At 33.8% G+C, this 19242-nt stretch carries 14 protein-coding genes and 1 pseudogene; 11 read left to right on the plus strand and 4 right to left on the minus strand.

The window, feature by feature from the left end; genetic code table 11:
• Positions 1 to 74: 74 nt before the first annotated feature.
• The 4 genes from AAGD29_RS08465 to tsaD all read left to right on the plus strand — a co-directional run bounded on the left by AAGD29_RS08465 (position 75) and on the right by tsaD (position 6074).
• On the plus strand, positions 75 to 1625 hold the full coding sequence (locus tag AAGD29_RS08465; protein ID WP_341757801.1) for a patatin-like phospholipase family protein: 1551 nt from the start codon (positions 75 to 77) through the stop codon (positions 1623 to 1625).
• Positions 1626 to 2314: 689 nt separating this feature from the next.
• Positions 2315 to 3169, plus strand: a complete 855-nt coding sequence (locus tag AAGD29_RS08470; protein ID WP_341757802.1) for a cytochrome c oxidase subunit 3 — start codon at positions 2315 to 2317, stop codon at positions 3167 to 3169.
• Positions 3170 to 3594: 425 nt separating this feature from the next.
• Positions 3595 to 5043: an Asp-tRNA(Asn)/Glu-tRNA(Gln) amidotransferase subunit GatB gene (gatB, locus tag AAGD29_RS08475; protein WP_341757803.1), complete on the plus strand. Its 1449-nt coding sequence runs from the start codon at positions 3595 to 3597 to the stop codon at positions 5041 to 5043.
• Complete coding sequence (gene tsaD, locus AAGD29_RS08480; protein ID WP_341758783.1) at positions 5040 to 6074, plus strand: tRNA (adenosine(37)-N6)-threonylcarbamoyltransferase complex transferase subunit TsaD; 1035 nt, start codon at positions 5040 to 5042, stop codon at positions 6072 to 6074. The genes gatB and tsaD overlap by 4 nt, the downstream gene beginning before the upstream one ends.
• 46 nt (positions 6075 to 6120) lie before the next feature.
• Here the strand turns inward: tsaD and AAGD29_RS08485 are convergent, their stop codons facing one another.
• The 4 genes and pseudogenes from AAGD29_RS08485 to AAGD29_RS08500 all read right to left on the minus strand — a co-directional run bounded on the left by AAGD29_RS08485 (position 6121) and on the right by AAGD29_RS08500 (position 8895).
• Positions 6121 to 6993 carry an IS110 family transposase gene (locus AAGD29_RS08485; protein WP_341757804.1) on the minus strand — a complete coding sequence of 291 codons (873 nt, stop codon included), beginning with the start codon at positions 6991 to 6993 and terminating at the stop codon, positions 6121 to 6123.
• Between the two features lie 175 nt (positions 6994 to 7168).
• A pseudogene (locus AAGD29_RS10360) lies at positions 7169 to 7247 on the minus strand (transposase); the annotation flags it as partial.
• A gap of 18 nt (positions 7248 to 7265) precedes the next feature.
• Positions 7266 to 8029, minus strand: a protein-coding gene (locus AAGD29_RS08495; protein WP_341757805.1) for an IS5 family transposase whose coding sequence is annotated in 2 segments (ribosomal slippage) — positions 7266 to 7694 and positions 7697 to 8029 — 762 coding nt in all. Because the reading frame shifts where the segments join, the coding sequence is not laid out codon by codon here.
• Positions 8030 to 8088: 59 nt separating this feature from the next.
• Positions 8089 to 8895 (minus strand): IS630 family transposase, encoded by an 807-nt coding sequence (locus tag AAGD29_RS08500; RefSeq protein ID WP_341757806.1) that lies wholly within the window; start codon positions 8893 to 8895, stop codon positions 8089 to 8091.
• 463 nt (positions 8896 to 9358) lie between these two features.
• Between AAGD29_RS08500 and AAGD29_RS08505 the strand changes: the two genes are divergently transcribed.
• The 7 genes from AAGD29_RS08505 to AAGD29_RS08535 all read left to right on the plus strand — a co-directional run bounded on the left by AAGD29_RS08505 (position 9359) and on the right by AAGD29_RS08535 (position 19052).
• Positions 9359 to 10444, plus strand: coding sequence for a hypothetical protein (locus tag AAGD29_RS08505; RefSeq protein ID WP_341757807.1), 1086 nt, complete (start codon positions 9359 to 9361; stop codon positions 10442 to 10444).
• A gap of 345 nt (positions 10445 to 10789) precedes the next feature.
• A complete protein-coding gene (rpsB, locus tag AAGD29_RS08510; protein WP_341757808.1) occupies positions 10790 to 11677 on the plus strand; it encodes a 30S ribosomal protein S2 in 888 nt (295 codons plus the stop codon).
• 393 nt (positions 11678 to 12070) lie between these two features.
• Positions 12071 to 13030, plus strand: coding sequence for an IS110 family transposase (locus tag AAGD29_RS08515; protein WP_341757783.1), 960 nt, complete (start codon positions 12071 to 12073; stop codon positions 13028 to 13030).
• Between the two features lie 463 nt (positions 13031 to 13493).
• Positions 13494 to 14411 (plus strand): translation elongation factor Ts, encoded by a 918-nt coding sequence (gene tsf, locus AAGD29_RS08520; protein ID WP_341757809.1) that lies wholly within the window; start codon positions 13494 to 13496, stop codon positions 14409 to 14411.
• A gap of 56 nt (positions 14412 to 14467) precedes the next feature.
• Positions 14468 to 15838 carry a UDP-N-acetylmuramoyl-tripeptide--D-alanyl-D-alanine ligase gene (locus tag AAGD29_RS08525; RefSeq protein ID WP_341757810.1) on the plus strand — a complete coding sequence of 457 codons (1371 nt, stop codon included), beginning with the start codon at positions 14468 to 14470 and terminating at the stop codon, positions 15836 to 15838.
• Positions 15835 to 16920: a phospho-N-acetylmuramoyl-pentapeptide-transferase gene (gene mraY / locus AAGD29_RS08530; protein WP_341757811.1), complete on the plus strand. Its 1086-nt coding sequence runs from the start codon at positions 15835 to 15837 to the stop codon at positions 16918 to 16920. Before AAGD29_RS08525 ends, mraY begins: the two co-directional genes overlap by 4 nt.
• A 476-nt stretch (positions 16921 to 17396) precedes the next feature.
• Positions 17397 to 19052 carry an ABC transporter ATP-binding protein gene (locus AAGD29_RS08535; protein ID WP_341757812.1) on the plus strand — a complete coding sequence of 552 codons (1656 nt, stop codon included), beginning with the start codon at positions 17397 to 17399 and terminating at the stop codon, positions 19050 to 19052.
• Positions 19053 to 19242 lie beyond the last annotated feature (190 nt).

Here is a 19242-nt window from a genome sequence, read left to right on the forward strand (position 1 = left end):
TGATCTTTTTGACAAGGTCTCCCACTATGGATGTTGTATAAATATTTTTCATTAACTTTAGTTGAGTTATAATTATGGGCGACATAGGTGAAACAAAATTGGGTAAAATAGATGAAATAATAAAAAATAGGATTCTCTCTATCTCAGGTGGTGGAATTAAGGGAATTGCTGAGTTGGTTGTACTTGCAGCGATTGAGGAATATACAGGCATGCCTATATCTAAATTATTTAATGTTATTACTGGCACTAGCGTTGGGGGGTTAATTGCAACTTTATTGACTATCCCTAAAGAAGAGGGGTCAACAGAACCGCTTTTTTCAGCAAAACAAGCTTTAGAACTATTTAAAAATACTGCTGCTGATATTTTTCCACAAAAGTGGTATTTTAATGGACCAATCGGTAACATATTCAGCCATAAATATAGTCAAAAACCTCTTAAAGCAATATTAGAAAAATATTTGGGTAATAGTACATTGGATGAGGCTATAAGTCGCATTATTATACCTGTTTTTGACGTAAGTGGCAAAAATGATCCTAATAAAGTTTTTGATAGTCATGCCCCTGACAGTCCACTAAAAAAAGAGGTAGTTCTTGCTACTACGGCAGCTCCTACTTATTTTAAAGCTGTTGTTAATAAAGAGGGTGTAGGTGGTTTTGGCTATGATGCTGGAGTACCTTATGCTTTTGTCGATGGAGGCTTAAGTGCTAATCGTCCAGCAGCATCAGCTCTAAGAGTGCTGAAAGAAGGGCTAACTATTGAAAAACAAGTAGAAATGTTAAAACATACGACTATTTGTTCTATCAATTTTGAACAAACTAATAGAGAAACGGAGATACCATCAAAAAAATTGGATGGTTCGATAGGTTGGGTAGTTAAAGGAAACATAGTAAGCAAAATTACGAAAGCTACCGAAAGTAGTGCTACAAATGAAGTTAAAAAAGATTTACCAGAAGCTGGTCAATTTACAGAGATCTCAATTCCTATACCAAAAGAATGTAAGAAATTGGATAATGTTAAGCTGGATAATATAGCTAAATTAAAAGAAATTGGTAAGCAATATGTAGAAAATAACAAAGAATTACTTGAGAGTCTCTGTAAAACATTGGTTGAGAGTGTCAATAGAGAAAAAAGCTTAAAAGCAGCAAACATTGACGAATCTAATGTTTCTAGTGAGTTAGTAGCGAGTGATAATACTGATGAAGGACAAGATAATAATGCTTCTAGTACTGTTAGTAATCGTGCAATATCGAATGAATGTGATAAACAACAATTATTGATTAAAGATTTAGATGATAGTCAATATGAAACTCTACAAAAAGGCTTGAGTACTTTAACTCCTAGGGAATCTCAGCTTCTAGAAATGTTCTTACAAGTATTAGATAATACACAAATTGAAGCTCTATCCGGTCGGATTAGCTCAATCATCAACGGTAATCATACGGATGAGATACCTGAGTTAACTAATTCTCAAAATATGCTTCTTAGCTCTTTTAGCAAGATGTTTATACCTGATAATGATTATGCTTCGCTTCCGAGTACTTGTGGTCAAGAAGCTTTGGCTCAAGAAGTACCGTGTGATGGAAGAGGCTCAGATTTTTCACACGCTCCTCCTGAGGTGTATTAATTGTAATTGGATTCTATTTAAAAATCACAATTAATAGTTGCTAGAACGGTTTAAAAGGTAGCTAATCAGTATTAAAAGGATTGCAATTCAATAAGTTTTTGATGTCATTTCCGCGTAGGCGGGAATCTATAATATCTAATAGCTTTTGCAGGTTATTTTTTGGATTCCCGATTTTAGCTAACCTCGAGTATTGATGTAATAAATTAATAGTAGGCTCAAGTAATCATCGCCATTAGGGGTGATGTCACCGCCATTATGTCATCCCAGCGAAAGCTGGGATCTAAAACTATTAACATACCTTCTATGCTACTTTTTTAGATATAGTTAAGTCCATAGGATTAGGTGACAAAGAACATAACGATTGTAGGTTGTCATTCCCGCGTAGGCGGGAATCTAGATACCTGCTTTCGCAGGTATGACACAAAATTTGTATCACCTAATTCAATAGGTTTCACTATACCTGCCTTCGCAGGGATGACATCAAGGGAGAGGCAGGGACACCCTAGGCTATTAAACCGATGTCTTACATCAATACTTGAGGTTAGCTAGGAATAACATCAGTAGTAGTTAAACTTACGTTTACAGCAACTACTGATCGCGATTCTTTAAATTATCCTGTTGAGTATATTCTTGATATTTACAGAAGATAGCATAAAATGACCAAGCAGTGAATTGCTTATGAGTTTGTTATGTTACATAGATCTATTAAAAACAATAATGTTGTTTCTTTAGAAGAAAAACAACATCTATTTCATCTTGTTGATCCAAGTCCTTGGCCAATCCTGACTTCATTTGCCTTATTGCTTTTAGCTAGCGGTAGCATAATGTTTATGCATGCATATAGATTTGGTGAATATGTTTTTGGGGCTGGTATTCTTTCAGTGATTTTTTGTTTATATTCATGGTGGAGTAATGTAATTAAAGAGGGATTAATTGGAAAACATCATACGCAGCCAGTAAGAATTGGCTTAAGGATAGGTATGGCACTATTTATCTTATCAGAAATAATGTTTTTTGCTGTATTTTTTGGGTCATTTTTTAAAGCAAACCTTTTCCCTGTAGGAATGCTAGATGGTGTATGGGTGGTAAAGCCTGGTGTATGGCCTCCTGCTGGTATTCAAACATTTGATCCTTTTGACATTCCTTTTATTAACACATTGATTCTTTTGTTGTCCGGTACAACAGTAACTTGGGCACATTATGCTATTGAGGAAAATAACCAAAAGGATTGTGTAACCGCTCTTGGCTTTACCATAATACTTGGTGTGTTTTTTAGTTTAATGCAAGCTTATGAATATCATCATGCAGCTTTTGGTTTTAAAGATGGAATCTATTCTTCTAATTTTTACTTAGCAACAGGTTTTCACGGAGTTCACGTAATAATTGGCACTATATTTTTAAGCGTTTGTTATTATAGAGTGCGGCGAGGGGATTTTGTGAAAGGTAATGGTCATTTGGGTTTTGAATTTGCAGCTTGGTACTGGCATTTTGTCGATGTAGTATGGTTGTTTTTGTTCACTTTTGTATATGTTCTTGGAAGATAGACTGTTAAAATTAGACTTGCAAAACGATGTCATTCTTAGCAACGGCGGGAATCTAGAAAAATAGCATAAAGGATGTTATACATTTTTAGACACCGCTACTTTCGCAAGGTTGATGACATCATTTTTACTACTGATAATCTATAGTGAAACCTATTGAATTAGGTGATACAAATTTTGTGTCATACCTGCGAAAGCAGGTATCTAGATTCCCGCCTACGCGGGAATGACAATTTACAATTGTTATGTTCTTTGTCACCTAATCCTATGGGCTTAACTATAGTGATACTACAACTGTAGTACTAAGGTAGTTTAAAAGATATAGAAAATAAAGATTTATAAAAAACTACAATTTTTATTGAAAATATGATAAAGATTTAATCTTAAAAATTTTTCACATTTTATATAGTAAACTAAAGAGATTTTAAATGACTTATATTGTTGGTAATACAGGTAAATGGGAATATGTTATAGGTGTGGAGATACATGCTCAAATTTCTTCAAAATCCAAACTTTTCTCTGCTAGTTCCGCCGAATTTGCTGCTCCTCCCAATTCACAAGTATCGTTGATTGATGCAGCAATGCCTGGAATGTTACCAGTATTAAATGAATATTGTGTTCACCAAGCAATTAAGACTGGTCTTGGGCTTAAGGCAAGAATTAATCTTAATTCAAGATTTGATCGTAAGAATTACTTTTACCCTGACTTACCGCAAGGGTATCAAATCTCGCAATTCTATCATCCAATTGTCCAAGATGGTTATTTAGACATAGTAACTCAGCAGGGAGCAACCAAGAAGATTAGAATTAATCGTTTGCATTTAGAACAAGATGCGGGCAAGTCTATCCATGATCAATCTCCGTATTATAGCTTCATTGATTTAAACCGGGCTGGTATAGGATTAATGGAAATTGTTACTGAACCAGACCTTAGCTCACCGGAGGAAACGGCTGAGTTTGTTCGTAAACTCAGGGCTTTGTTGAGATATATAGGAAGTTGTGATGGTGATATGGAAAAAGGTTCGTTACGTTGCGATGCTAATGTTTCAGTAAGGCTTCCCGGGAATCTACTCGGAACAAGGTGTGAGATCAAAAACATAAATTCGATTCGTAATATTATGCGGGCAATAGAGTTTGAAGCAAATAGGCAGGTAAATTTAATTGAAAATGGTCAGACAATAATACAGGAGACTAGATTATTTGATGCTGATATTGGTGAAACTAGGACAATGCGTTTAAAAGAAGAATCTCATGACTATAGATATTTTCCTGATCCGGATCTATTACCTGTAGTGATATCTGAGGAGCTAATAGAGCAATTAGCTCAAGAACTACCAGAGCTTCCAGATGCAAAAATCAAAAGATATATTGCCGAATATAGTTTAAACACATATGACGCTGAGGTGCTTGCGGCTGATGAACAGGTAGCATATTATTTCGAAGCAGCAGTGACCTTATGCAATCCAAAGATACTTGCTAATTGGGTTATTAGTGAGTTATTTGGTCAGCTTAATAAAAATTCCATTAGCTTAAATGAGTGTAAAATTACCCCAAAAATGCTTGCCCAAATGGTGAAGTTAATAGAAGATGGGGTTATTTCAGGAAAAATTGCCAAAGTAGTTTTCGAAACTATGTTTGAAACTGGTGAGCAACCGGAGAAAATTATTAAAGAAAAGGGCTTAGTGCAAATGTCAGATAGTGGTATACTATCTGCTATAATTGACGAAATACTGTCGGAAAATCCTGATTCTGTTGCTGCTTATAAAAGTGGTAAGGATAAGTTATTTGGCTTTTTCGTAGGACAAGTAATGAAAAAAACTGAAGGCAAGGCCAATCCTAGCCTAGTGAATGATTTATTAAAGGAGAGATTACAATAATTAAAATACTAGGTATTGAATCAAGTTGTGATGATACTGGCGTGGCAATAGTCACCTCAGATAAAGAAATTTTGTCAAATATTGTTATTTCCCAGCACCAAGAGCATAAGCTATTCCAAGGGGTAGTACCGGAAATTGCTGCTAGATCACATTTACAAAATTTAGAAAAAGCAGTTAGATATGTTTTAGATGAAAGCCATCTTGAGTTATCTGATATAGATGGAATCGCAGCTACTTCTGGTCCCGGCTTGATAGGAGGAGTAATAGTTGGCTCAATGTTTGCCAGGTCCATTGCTAGTGTCTTAAAGAAGCCTTTTGTTGCAGTTAACCACTTAGAAGGACATTTACTTACTGCTAGATTAACCAATAAGGCTGAATATCCTTACTTACTTCTATTAGTTTCCGGCGGACATTGTCAATTTGTTGCCGTTTCCTCCCTTGGCAAATATAAAATTTTAGGACAAACTATAGATGATTCGGTTGGAGAGTGTTTTGATAAAGTAGCTAAAATGCTGAGTTTGCCTTTCCCTGGAGGAGTAGAAATTGAGAGAAGAGCAAAATTTGGCGATCCGTCTAAGTATATTTTACCAAAACCTATTATTCATCAAACTGGCTGTAATATGTCGTTTTCAGGTTTAAAGACTGCAGTACGCATATTAATATCCAAATTAGAACCTATAGGTGATCAAGAAATTAATGATATAGCAGCCAGCTTTCAATATGTGGTTGGAGAAATATTGTCAGTAAAAATGCTTAATAGCTTTAGAATGTATGAAGAATTTATAGGTAAGTCGCTATTGCCACAAAAAACTTGCGTGCTTGCCGGTGGGGTTGCTGCTAATGATTATTTGAGGTCTATACTTAAGTATCAAGCTGCAACTCAAGGATATGCACTTTTAGTACCCCCAGCACATTTATGTACCGATAATGCCGCTATGATCGCTTATGCTGGGCTAGAACGTTTGCAAAACAATCTTACTAACCTACTCGATTTTTGTCCTAGAGCAAAATGGAGTTTAGAGGATTTATAAAAATGGGGAATCTACCGTCTTGCTAGTCAAGAAAAAAAGTAGATTATTATTCATAAATTTTATTATTTTTTACCATAGAATTTAAACAAATAATTATTTTACGCATAACGGTTACTAAAGCGACCTTTGCTTTTTTACCAGCATTAGTCATACGTTCATATAATGCCTTCATTTTGTCATTATGACGCATCGCTACTAAAGCAGCCATATACAAGCTTTTTCGAACAAAAAACCTGCCCCCTCTAATATGAGCCCCATTAGTTTTTTGACCGCTTTGGCTTGTTTTTGGGGCGAGTCCAACTAAGCTTGCAATTTCCTTATTGCTCAGCACACCAAGCTCTGGCAGTTCTATTAGCAAAACACTAGCTGTTTTTTCACCTATACCTTTATAGCTTATGAGTAAATCATTTTTTGCCTTTAAACTCTTATCTTCCTTTATAGCAGCCTTTATATCTTTTCTAATTTCCTCAAGCTGTTTTTTGCCACACTTTATCATTTTTTCGAGATATTTCTTAGCCTTCTCGGATGCAACTTTTGTTCTGCATTGATTAGCATGTATATCTTCTTCTATATTACGTTCTATGCTCCTTAGAGATTGTAATTCTTCTTGTATAACAGAAATTATTTGGTCTCCTTTCTCATCATTAGCAATAAAAGCTGCATATTTCTCAAGTAATAACGCATCCAATTTATCAGTTTTAGCAAAATGGTTACAGACCTTAGCAAAAGCGTGAACTCTATTAGGATGAGCTCTATGCACAGCAAGCCCGGCTTGTTGCAACATCCTCATAACCAAACGTTCATAACCGCCAGTAGATTCCAAAACAGTAAGCACAATATTTCGAGAAGCTATTTCTGATTTTATAAAATCAGAAATAGCTTTATCTGTATTTTTAATCTTACAATGAATATTGTTCATAGATATACTCAATTAACCTGAAGAGTTGGCAAAATGATTAAAAGTTATAGTCTGAAATTGGTCAGTTATAAGAGTAAGCAAATTACCTTTGTATTTATCAATATTACAAGAAATCTATCTATAGCTTCTGAGAATTGAGCAAAATTATGGTAAAATTTATTATTTGTTACAATTCTATGCATAAATTTCCATAATCGTTCAATCGGATTAAGATTAGGGCTATAGGGAGGTAAAAATACTAATTCTATTTTGCTATTTACTAGGGTGTGTCATCAATTGAGCCAAATTACCATGGAAGCCATATAAACAGCACCCAAAAAGTTCTGAGATGTTTTGTCATATCGTGTTGCAATAGCTCTATATTGCTTCAATTTTGCAAAAAAGTTCTCAATCAAATGCCTAGCTTTATAGAGGTCCTTATCATAATTAGCTGGATTCACACGATTCTTCTTTGGGAGAATCACAGCTATACATCCCTTATCTTTCAGCTTATCTCGCATACGTGCATCGGCATCATAAGCCTTATCAGCAAGTACAGCATCCGCTTTCGTCAATTCATTCATCAAAACATCAGATCCTTGCAAATCATGAGCTTGACCCGGGGTAAGAGGGAATCCCGTTGGATTCCCTAGAGCGTCACATGTGGCATGGATTTTAGTACTCAGCCCCCCTTTACCTCGTCCAATTGCTTGGTCATCATCTAACTCTTTTTTTTAGCACCAGCACTATGTTGATGAGTCCTAACAATGGTTGAATCAATCATGGCATACTCGTTATCAGCATCTTCAGCCAGCATCTCAAAAACCTTTTTCCACACACCTGTCTTGCTCCACCTTGAATGACGTAGGTGAATCACTCGAAAATCTCCAAAACGTTCAGGTAGGTCTCTCCAAGGTATACCAGCCCTATATCGATACAAGACTGCTTCTACAAATAGGCGATTATCCTTGGCTGTTACACCAACAGACTCTTTCCTTCCAGGTAGGTTATCTTTAATCCGATCCCATTGATCGTCACGTAGAGCATATCGACGCATAGAGAAGATTTATCCTTAATTTTTTCTCTATTACACAACAAACAAACACTCCTGTCAACTTAATTGATGACACGCCCTAGATACTCCTTTACTTTCTTTGACTTATGATACCCAGCATTATCACAAATCAAATATATCTTCTCTTTATTAGGATTTTCTGCTTCTAATTTTTGTAGAAAATTGATTATATAATCACCGTTTACTTTAGGATTATCTGTGCTAACTAATTGCAAATCAGATAAATTAATTGCTCCTATTAAATGCTTCCTTTTCCAGCCACTAAATGTTGGTAAAGTTTTATTTTGATTCTTTCTGATCCAACCATAACGGGCTTTTGTTTGATACTGAGGATGAACGCTATCCATAAAATATATAGCTTCTTTAGCCTTGAGATTACCTTTTAACAAACTATATTCTAGCTTAAATAGTTCTTGCTTATCTACATCAAGCTTGCCGGGTACGATCTTTGGCTTTTTATATACAAAGCCTAATCTCCTTAATAGCTTTGTTACTCCTGCTATTGTATAGGCAACACCGTATTTTTTTTCTATGTAATTGCTAATATCTTTGGCATAAACATAATTACATACTTCTAAATGCTCTATTAACTCTTTCTCTTCTAGCTCACTTAGCTTACTTGCACTACCACCGTTAGCTGTCTCTAATTTATTAAATTTTTGATAATCTCTTACATGCTTTCTTATAGCTTCTTCACTTAACAGCAATGCTTCTGCTATTTCTCCATAGCTCCAACCTTTATCATACAGTAAAACTGCCTTAATTCGGTCACATACTCTCCTATCTCGTTCATTACCATGACGTGACTTCAGTACCGTTCTTTGTTCAGATGTTAAAATATTTCCCATAATCATATTCTAGCTTCTTTCTTCTCTTCCTTCAACTCTTCATTTACGAGCAGTATATATCAAGCGTATTTTTTGAAACATCTATTCCCATAAATATCTTGCTTTTTTCAGTCATTTGCTTTACCTATAATTAGTGGTTGTTTTGCAAAGTTTTGATACATGATTGTAAATTCGATCTCTAAAGGATCATCCTACCGTTCGTATTATACTTTGCGATTCAAGGAAGGAGTGCACCAAGATTCCCTCGGTCTTTAAAGACCAATCTAAATTAAACGGCGTCACTCCTTCCGACCATATTAACTCCATATTGAGCTAATATTCAAGATACAATCTAAAAATACAAAAATACCTTAGACGTAAAGGTTTTTGAGATCCCCGCCGTAGCTCGGATGACATAAACTACCATGAATTGTATGCCTTAGAAAAAACTTGATTATCGAATAAAAGAAATTAAAGGAGGATTATGAAAAAGACAGTAAGTTTTGTAAATGATGTTCTATTTAACATTAAAAATGGACCCTGTGACAACTATAACTTATTAAATCAACATAAATTTTATGAAATGCCTGGAGTAGACACTCTAAATGTAAAATTAATAGGTCCAGGATTGAGCATATTTAATGCTATGCACTCCCCTATTAGCGAAGAATCCTTACAATCCGCAGGACATACACTAGTTTTTGGTCATCATTGGTATGGATGGAATGATTTAGGTAAGATATACGAGATCGCAAAGCCTTATATACAAAAATATAATATAAAAAAACTTAATATAATTTTGCAAATGCATGGTATTATAGAAGAAGATCAATATCATCTTGGTCTAAGCTATGATCCTGAAGGATGTCAGGGATCACCGAAAATGTTACCTGCTTCTTTAATTATAGATCAAATATCAAGGTTAACTTATGAAGTAGATTCTACCGAACTCACATCTGTATCTTGCTACGGTACTCATTTATTAGATAATCCAGTAAAATTTAAAAATACTACTTGTAGTTTCTTATCAAGTGATGATGTGACTTGGCAGGCTGATCATACTACCAATTCGAAAATATTAGATAACTTTTTTATGTCATGTGGTTTGAGTGTTATGGCAAAGAACTTACTTTCTTATGCTGCTAATGTTAAAGAAAAACTGCACGTGCCGGATATCTTTATAACTAATGAGGGGATAATGACAAAAATAGATTTTTCTAACTATTTAAAAGAATTACAACAATCTATTACCACTAATTCTTTTGTGCAAGAGTTAATTAAAGCAAAGATTATTAGAGAAGAGGAAGTTACTAATATAAAATTAGAAGAATTAGAGTTTACAGATATTGCCCAGCAACATCCATCACTTTTTGGAACGATTGTAGGAGCATGTATGTTTGCACATTTTACACAAGCCAAAGAAAATAATAACAGTAACAGTGTCACTACAGTAAGTCAATTTAGTAATGACGGTTCATCCGCTATAGCACTTGATGATATTTATGCTTCTGATACTCAAGTTGAGCTAGGAGGAGAGAATACTGTAAATATTATGGAATTACCTCTATAAATTACAGGGTAATTTAAAAGTCGCAATTAATAGTTGTTATAGATATAAATTCAACCATCATCGATGTCATTCCCGCCTACGCGGGAATGACATCGAGTGCATATTAAGCACTTTTTCCTTTATCTATTAGGCTTGCAGCCCGACTTTTAAATTACCCTGATAAATTACGTTCAACATAACCCTTGCAAATATGTTGATCAAAATATATAATCACTTTGCTTATTAATATTAAAGCAAAATTCACACGTAAGAGCCTAGTTGTTAGTCCAATTTCTTTGGTATCAACTCTTGCAGAGGAGTACCTATATAGTAGGTACATAACTAACATTTTAAGGAGATTTAATAATGTCTAAACTACAAGCTGTTAATGTCAGAGATTTACTTGATGCTGGGGTACATTTTGGTCATAAAACCTCACGTTGGAATCCAAAAATGGCATCTTACATTTATGGTGTCAGAGATGATATCCACGTAATTGACTTACAACAAACTGCTGCCCTAATGCAGATAGCTTTGGGTGTAATTTATGAAACTGTCAAGAAAAACGGTAAAATATTATTTGTCAGTACTAAAGTTCAAGCCAGTGATATAATAGCTGAGTATGCAGAGAAATGTGGGCAATATTACGTTAACCACAGATGGCTTGGTGGTATGTTAACCAACTGGGGGACAATTTCTGGCTCAATAAAAAAGCTGGATAATCTTGAGAAAGTTTTAGGGAATGAAGAGGAATATTCCGGTTATACTAAGAAAGAAATACTGGAAATGACCCGTAAAAAGGATAAATTACTTAAATCCTTAGGGGGTATTAGACATATTGGGACAAGACCCAATTTGCTTGTGGTAATTGATACTAATAAGGAGCATTTAGCAATCCAAGAAGCAGTAAAGTTAGGTATTCCAATAATTGCTATTGTTGACACTAACTCTAATCCAGACAATATAGACCACCCTATTCCCGGTAATGATGATGCAATAAGATCTATAAGACTTTATTGCACCTTGTTTGCTGATGCAGCACTTGCCGGTATAGAAGAGGCTTTAGCTGCATCTGGTGTTGATTTAGGAAGCATAGCTACTCATGAAGAAAAAGGCACAAATATAAAAGGTATTACTAAGTTAAAATCAACCAAGAAATTTTCTAAAACTCTAGACCTAAATAATCAAGAAGCACTAGAGTCGGAGTTTGAGACAGCTTTAGAGCTTGCAGAAGTTGCTACAACAAAAAAATAACTAGTATTTGGGGGGTGTCAATTTAAGTAGCCTCGATGTCATCCTGAGTTTATTTCAGGATCTAGAAAATCAAGTAGTTAGCGTAAATTATCGTAAGTAACCTGAATTCGACATAAAAATAATTATTATTCTAAGCACCTTCGATGTCACCCCTGCGAAAGCAGGGGTCTAAAAAAATAGCCAAGAAGACTATTTAGACTTTTCTAGACCCCGTACTGAAGCAGGGGTTGTAAGATAAAACTATGATATAATGAAAAAAGTAAGTGGTGCTCGTCAGGGGTGAGTTTATACAAACATTGTCATCAAGAGACCACTTACTTAATAAGCTCGAACGTTTAAATAGTTCATTGGGCTGAAACGCCCGCTTACAATCGTAAATATGTCGAGGATTTTATGACCCCAACGGATAAATTATATAACAATTTTATTGGTATTGATATAGCAAAATCAACTTTTGCAGTAGCAATATCTAATAATAATAAAATTATGACTTTTTCTAATAACACTATTGGATTTAAGGAATTTTTTAAGCAATATAAAAGTTTTTTGACTGACTCCCTAATAGTATTAGAGACTACAGGTGGATATGAAACTGAATTAGTAAATTTTTTATTAAGCAAAAAATGTGCTGTTCATAGAGCACATGCCCAAAAAGTAAAGTACTTTATAAGATCACTTGGTACTCGTGCTAAAACTGATTCTGTAGATGCTCAAGCTTTAGTAAAATATGGACAAGAAAGGCATAAGGAATTATCTTTACAACAAAAACCTGATCAAAAGATGAGCAAGCTAAAAATATTTTTATCTCGTCGTGATGATTTAGTAAAATTGCAGACTCAAGAGAAAAATAGGATGGCAGGACCTAATAATGATATGATAAAAGATAGTATAGAAGATTTATTGTTATGTTTATCCAAAGCTATAAAGAAATTAGAAGAAGAGATAGCCGAGTTAACAACCGATGAAAAGACTGTAGAACAGCTTGAGGTATTGGAGACAGTAACCGGTATTGGTAAGGTTGTTAGTAAAGTTTTATTAGCATTTTTACCAGAGATTGGTAAGGTTGATCGGAGGCAAATAGCTAGTTTAGTCGGAGTAGCCCCACATCCTAAGGATAGTGGACAATATAAAGGGTATCGTTCAGTTAGTGGTGGTAGACAAAATGTACGAACCAAATTATTTACTGCAGCAATGGCAGCAGCTAAATCAAAGAGCAAGTTAGGTGAATATTATAGAGAGCTAATTGCTAGAGGTAAAAAGCCTATAGTTGCCATTACTGCTTTAATGCGTAAAATTATTGTCATTGCTAATGCAAGGGTTAGAGATTATTATTTAAAATCGGCAAAGACTTGATAAAAATTTAAACCTATATTTATTTAAATTTTTATCAAGTCGTGGTTTACTGTGAATGTTAAGCTAGAGATTTTTTGTTATTTCTCTAAACCAATTTGGTTTTTTATTTTAAACTTTTTTTTAATTTTTTAAAAATCATAGTTGATGACATCGAAGGTGAATTAGGGGGAGCATCAACCCTAACAGGGATGACATCGAAGGTGTAGGGATGCATCGAGATTATTAAACCGATATCTTACATCAAACTCAGGTTAAGTTAACATGCATATACTGCTATGATTTCAAGAGTTAGTAGGCGATAGTATAACTTTAAGAAGAGCTAGGCAGTAGCAAAGTCGAGCGGTGTAGCGTACATGAGTAACGGATCAACTTCGATCTTTAGCCAATTCTTGAAGTTATACTTGAGTATACTACTCCTCAATCCAATAAAAATAACTATAAACCTTAAATAAAGGAGAGTAAAATGATAAATGCTGGACTTGTAAAACAATTAAGAGAGAAAACTGGTGCAGGAATGATGGACTGCAAGAAGGCTTTGCTTGAAACAAAGGGAGATTTTGAAGCAGCTATTGATTGGTTAAGAAAAAAAGGATTATCAGCTGCAGCAAAAAAAGCAGATAGGATTGCTGCTGAAGGACTAACAGCAATACACATTAAAGATAATGTTGGGGCTATTATAGAAGTAAATTCGGAAACAGATTTTGTTGCAAGAAACGATAAGTTTCAACAATTGGTTAGGAATATTGCTGAACTAGCTTTGAAACAAGATAATTTACCATCACTAAAATTAGCAAAAACATCAACAGGTAGATCAGTTGAAGAAGAAATATTAGACAATATTGCTACAATTGGTGAAAATTTAAATCTACGTCGTATGGATGTCTTACGGGTATCAGAAGGTGTAGTTGCATCTTATGTACATAATACTGTTGCTGATGGTCTAGGTAAGATTTCTGTCATTGTTGGTTTACAATCAACTACCAAAGATAAAGCTAAGCTCCTAGAATTAGGACAGAAAATTGCTACCCATATAGCGGCAAGTAATCCTTATAGCCTTGATGCATCAAGTTTGGATCAAACATTAATTGAACGTGAGAGAAATATATTTTTTGAACAATCAAAAGCTTCCGGTAAACCGGACAATATCATTGAAAAAATGGTTGAAGGTAGAATACGTAAGTTCCTAGCAGAAGTTGTTCTGCTTGAACAAAACTTTTTATTTGATGATAAATTAACAGTTTCTGAAGTTATAAATAACACTGCAAAAGAATTAGGAACTTCGATTAAAATTACACAGTTTATAAGATATGAACTAGGTGCAGGCATAAAGCAAGAAGATAAAAATTTTGCGGACGAAGTTGCAGCTGTCATGCAAAGCTAGGAAAAAGAGTATACTATTCGTAAATGAAGAGTTAACTGATTATATTTGAGAAAATAATGATTTGGTCAGCAAAAGACTTGAGTAGTGCGTTGAATATTGAGCTACATCCTGATATTCAAGGGAGGCAGATTCAGTTTAATTCCAACTCCGTTGCAAACGGCGATTTATTCATTGCTCTGCAAGGTAATAATGATGGACATAATTATGCCTTACACGCTCTAGAACGAGGAGCAAATGCAGTAATTATTAGTAAGGAAATAAAAGGATTACCTGATAATAAAGTAATTATGGTCTCTGATACCTTAGCTGCTCTACACCACATGGCTGAGTATAAACGTAGAAAATCTAAAGCAAGGTTTATTGGTGTTACCGGTAGTATTGGTAAAACGGGTACTAAGGAAGCAATCAAAACTATATTAAGTTATTTTGGATCTACTTTTGCTAGTAGAGGAAATTTTAACAACCACCTTGGTGTGCCTATAAATCTTGCTTCGATGCCTGATGATATAGAATATGCTGTTTTTGAAATGGGTATGAATCATTCAGGAGAAATAAGAGAGCTGACAAAAATGGTACAACCTAACATATCAGTAATCACTACAATAGCGGAAGCTCATCTTGAATTTTTTGAATCTATGCTTAGTTTGGTTGATGCCAAATGTGAAATTTTTGAAGGAATGCCAAAAAATGGCATAGCTATTGTAAATTCAGACCATCAATATTATGACCGAATTTTACAGAATCTTAAACAATTATCGATTAATAATATATATAGTTTTGGTAAGTCCGAAGGCACAGATTCTAGATTAATATCATATGAGCATATTGGACAAGAAGTACGTCTACATTATTCTATCTGTAATACTAAAATAGATGTAAAAATTCCTTTTGTACCGGAACATTATGCTAGAAATTATACTGCCGCTCTTCAGGTAGCAGCAATATTGAACTTAGATATTAATGCTGCAGCAACACAATTAAGCAAAATATCATTAACTGAAGGACGTGGTACACTAGTCAACGCTAAATATAATGGTCAAAACTATCAAATTATCTGTGATTATTATAATGCTAATCCAGCATCAGTAAAAGCTGCTTTATTATATCTAAAACAGCTTAGTGGACATAAAAAAGTTGCTATACTAGGTGATATGCTAGAATTGGGAGAAAATTCGATAAAATTCCATAAAGACTTAATACCAGCAATTCTCGATTCTGGTGCTAAGAGGGTTTTTTTAGTAGGTAATCTTACCAAACATATATACGATTCTTTGCCAAATGACATAGAAAAAATGCATTTTGATAATGTTGATTTGTTGATAGAAAACTTAAATGAATTACTTAAAGGCGATGAATTACTCTTACTAAAAGGATCTAACAGTATCCAACTTAGTAAAATTATACAATCTTTTGAATTACTACAATGATATACAACCTTCTTGCCCCCTATATACATAAATTACATATAGCCAATTTATTCCACTATGTTACTTTTCGTATTGGACTTGCCATATTATTTAGTTTGACCATTTCTTTTTTAATAGGGCCTAGGTTAATTAGATTTTTACAAAATTTACAAAAATATGGTCAACCAATTCGTGACGACGGACCAGAAACGCACAAAGCAAAAGTAGGAACACCAACTATGGGGGGGATAATGATTCTCTTCACTGTTTGTCTTTCTACTCTATTATTCTCTGACCTTACTAATAAATATATATGGATAGTGTTATTTGTATTTGTTAGTTTTGGTGTACTTGGTTTTATGGATGATTATGCTAAAGTAACAAAAAACCACCATAAAGGCGTTAGCGGAAAGAAGAAATTACTATTTCAGTTCACTATTTGTCTAATTGCCTGTTTACTATTAAGAGATTCCAATAGTCAGGGAAACAATCTGCTCACTATTCCATTTTTTAAAAATTTATTGATTGATTTAGGTTTGTTTTATATACCATTTAGCATGTTTGTGATAGTTGGTGCATCAAATGCGGTGAATCTAACAGATGGTCTTGATGGTCTTGCCATAGTACCTATTGCTATTACTGCAGGTTCTTTTACCTTAATTATTTACTTGGTCGGTAATAGTTTCTATGCAAATTATCTACAAATTATGTATATACCAAATATTTCTGAATTAACTATCTTCTGTGCTTCAATTGTTGGTGCTAGCTTGGGATTCTTATGGTTTAATGCACAGCCAGCAGAAATTTTTATGGGAGATACTGGAAGCTTAAGTCTTGGTGGTGTTCTTGGTGTTATTAGCGTTATAACCAAACATGAAATTGTACTAGCAATTATTGGCGGATTATTTGTTATTGAAACTTTATCAGTAATTATTCAAGTATATTATTTTAAAGCTACTAATGGTAAAAGAATTTTCAAAATGGCTCCGCTGCACCATCATTTTGAGAAACATGGCTGGCCGGAATCAAAAGTTGTGATACGTTTTTGGATTATAGCCATAATATTTGCTCTAATTGGTTTATCTTCACTAAAACTACGGTAGAAAAGCTATAGTCAATTCAGGAGGAGCGATCGAAGACGGCACTACCTTTCTCATCAATTGACTATATATATTATTGTTGCTGATTATGACATATAACAATTATTGATTGTAATTTTAAATTTATTTTGCAATCTAAGGTTAAATTGTTGTTGATTATTTAATTATTTGGTATATAGTTGATCTAAGATAAAAAAATAGCTTTATGAAAACTACCTTACCTAGCCGATCATTAGTGATAGTGAAACCTATTGAATTAGGTGATACAAATTTTGTGTCATACCTGCGAAAGCAGGTATCTAGATTCCCGCCTACGCGGGAATGACAACCTACAATCGTTATGTTCTTTGTTACCTAATCCTATGGACTTAACTATATTAAAGAAAAACTAGACGTAGGCAAATCAAAAATAGCGATGATTATTTTCAAGGAATTTATGAAGATTTAGTAAACAAATATAACAATAAATTTATACAAAAATGTCAACCCCCTTTTCCTTTCTTTGGTTAGTTATAAAACCATATAAGTATTTATATTTTATCATGATGATTGCACCATGTGTACATGGTGTATATCCAATTATATATAATTATGCTATAAAGCTATTAATTGATTTGTTTACTCAAAATCAAAATATTACTTTTGAACAAAGTTGGAAACCGATAACGATATTTATAAGCTCCCAAATTATCCTTGATGGTGCATGGCGGATGCATAATTTTGCTCAATTAAAATGTATGACATATATTTTACAAGATATATTAAATAAAGTTTGTACACATTGCTTTAAATTATCATATACTTTTTTTCAACATAACCTTTCCGGCTCAATTGTTGCGAAAGTAAAAGGAATTGGTGATAACTATTTTAAAATACATCAAGCACTTGAATTTCAGTTGAGTAAACCTTTATTTATTACGTTATTTTCTGGTATTGCACTAGGTTTGACTAATATAAAAATACTTTTTTTTGTTCTAGCATTTAGCTTTATATATGCACCAATGGCATTTAAATTTTTTACCAAGCTTGCTAGAATGGAGCAGGAAAAGCAAGATTCATGGTATTATTTATTTGGAACTGTAGCAGATTGTATTACTAATATTTTTACAGTTTTTGCTTTTGCTACACAGCAACGCGAGTTAGGCAAAATACAGCATTATTATGATAATGTCCATAACCCATTAACTATCAAATATTATAGATATGACTTAATTATATCTATAATATTATGTTTATTTTATTGGGTATTTTTAATCTCACTATTTTGTTATGTCATTTATATGAAAAATAATAACGAGATTTCAATTGGTGATATTGCTTTTGTTATGTCACTTACTTTTTTATTTACTGAAAATAGTTGGCAAACTACAATGGAAATAAAAGATTTCCTAGAGGATGTTGCTGCTTTTCGCTCTGCTTTTACAATTATGCAAGTCCCACAAAACACAATTGATAACCTTGCTGTAACTCAATTAACGATTACCAAAGGTGATATTGTATTTCAGAATTTATCTTTTGGTTACAATAACACTAATTGTATATTTAAGGATTTAAATCTTAATATCAAAGCTGGTCAAAAAATTGGAATTGTTGGACATTCTGGTGGCGGAAAATCAACATTAATATCTTTATTACTCAAAAACTTTCAAATAACAACTGGAGATATTGTTATTGATAATCAAAGTATCTATAATGTATCTTGTGAGAGCCTACGCAGTCAAATATCTCTAATTCCGCAAGATATTATGCTCTTTCATCGTTCTATTGGAGAAAATATTGGGTATGCTAAAGAAAATACAACACACACTGAGATAGAAAGTGCAGCACGAGCAGCTAATCTTCATGAATTTATTGAAACCTTACCTGAGAAATATAACACCCTTGTAGGCGAGAGAGGAATTAAACTAAGTGGAGGTCAACGTCAACGTATAGCAATTGCTAGGGCTATTCTTAAAAATGCCCCAATTTTAATTTTGGATGAAGCGACTTCTTCACTTGACAGTCAAACCGAACTAGAAATTCAAAAATCTATAAACACACTACTTGAAAAAAATAATGCAACTGTAATTGCCATAGCTCATCGTCTGTCAACAATAAGACATTTAGATAGAATTGTTGTGATAGAAAACGGTTAAATTGTTGAAGATGGAAATTTTGTAGAACTACTTGCAATGCCAAATGGTAGATTCAAAGAACTTTGGGAGCATCAAGTAAACGGTATGGTAATTTAGGTTTGTACTTCAAACACGACAAATGATTTGGAGAATTGGAAATGATACTTACAAGACCAAAAACGATGTCATTCCCCACGGAGAATACTATCTA

Origin of the sequence: Candidatus Tisiphia endosymbiont of Ditula angustiorana, from assembly GCF_964026425.1 — a bacterium.
In the GTDB taxonomy this organism is placed as follows: domain Bacteria; phylum Pseudomonadota; class Alphaproteobacteria; order Rickettsiales; family Rickettsiaceae; genus Tisiphia.

What these genes read in the sequence shown, in the direction of transcription:
- AAGD29_RS08505 (WP_341757807.1), top strand. Translation starts at nt 9,359, where the DNA reads ATGAAAAAGACAGTAAGTTTTGTAAATGATGTTCTATTTAACATTAAA.
- rpsB (WP_341757808.1), top strand. Translation starts at nt 10,790, where the DNA reads ATGTCTAAACTACAAGCTGTTAATGTCAGAGATTTACTTGATGCTGGG.
- AAGD29_RS08485 (WP_341757804.1), bottom strand. Translation starts at nt 6,993, where the DNA reads ATGAACAATATTCATTGTAAGATTAAAAATACAGATAAAGCTATTTCT.
- AAGD29_RS08535 (WP_341757812.1), top strand. Translation starts at nt 17,397, where the DNA reads ATGTCAACCCCCTTTTCCTTTCTTTGGTTAGTTATAAAACCATATAAG.
- AAGD29_RS08465 (WP_341757801.1), top strand. Translation starts at nt 75, where the DNA reads ATGGGCGACATAGGTGAAACAAAATTGGGTAAAATAGATGAAATAATA.
- gatB (WP_341757803.1), top strand. Translation starts at nt 3,595, where the DNA reads ATGACTTATATTGTTGGTAATACAGGTAAATGGGAATATGTTATAGGT.
- AAGD29_RS08500 (WP_341757806.1), bottom strand. Translation starts at nt 8,895, where the DNA reads ATGGGAAATATTTTAACATCTGAACAAAGAACGGTACTGAAGTCACGT.
- AAGD29_RS08515 (WP_341757783.1), top strand. Translation starts at nt 12,071, where the DNA reads ATGACCCCAACGGATAAATTATATAACAATTTTATTGGTATTGATATA.
- AAGD29_RS08470 (WP_341757802.1), top strand. Translation starts at nt 2,315, where the DNA reads ATGTTACATAGATCTATTAAAAACAATAATGTTGTTTCTTTAGAAGAA.
- AAGD29_RS08525 (WP_341757810.1), top strand. Translation starts at nt 14,468, where the DNA reads ATGATTTGGTCAGCAAAAGACTTGAGTAGTGCGTTGAATATTGAGCTA.
- mraY (WP_341757811.1), top strand. Translation starts at nt 15,835, where the DNA reads ATGATATACAACCTTCTTGCCCCCTATATACATAAATTACATATAGCC.
- tsf (WP_341757809.1), top strand. Translation starts at nt 13,494, where the DNA reads ATGATAAATGCTGGACTTGTAAAACAATTAAGAGAGAAAACTGGTGCA.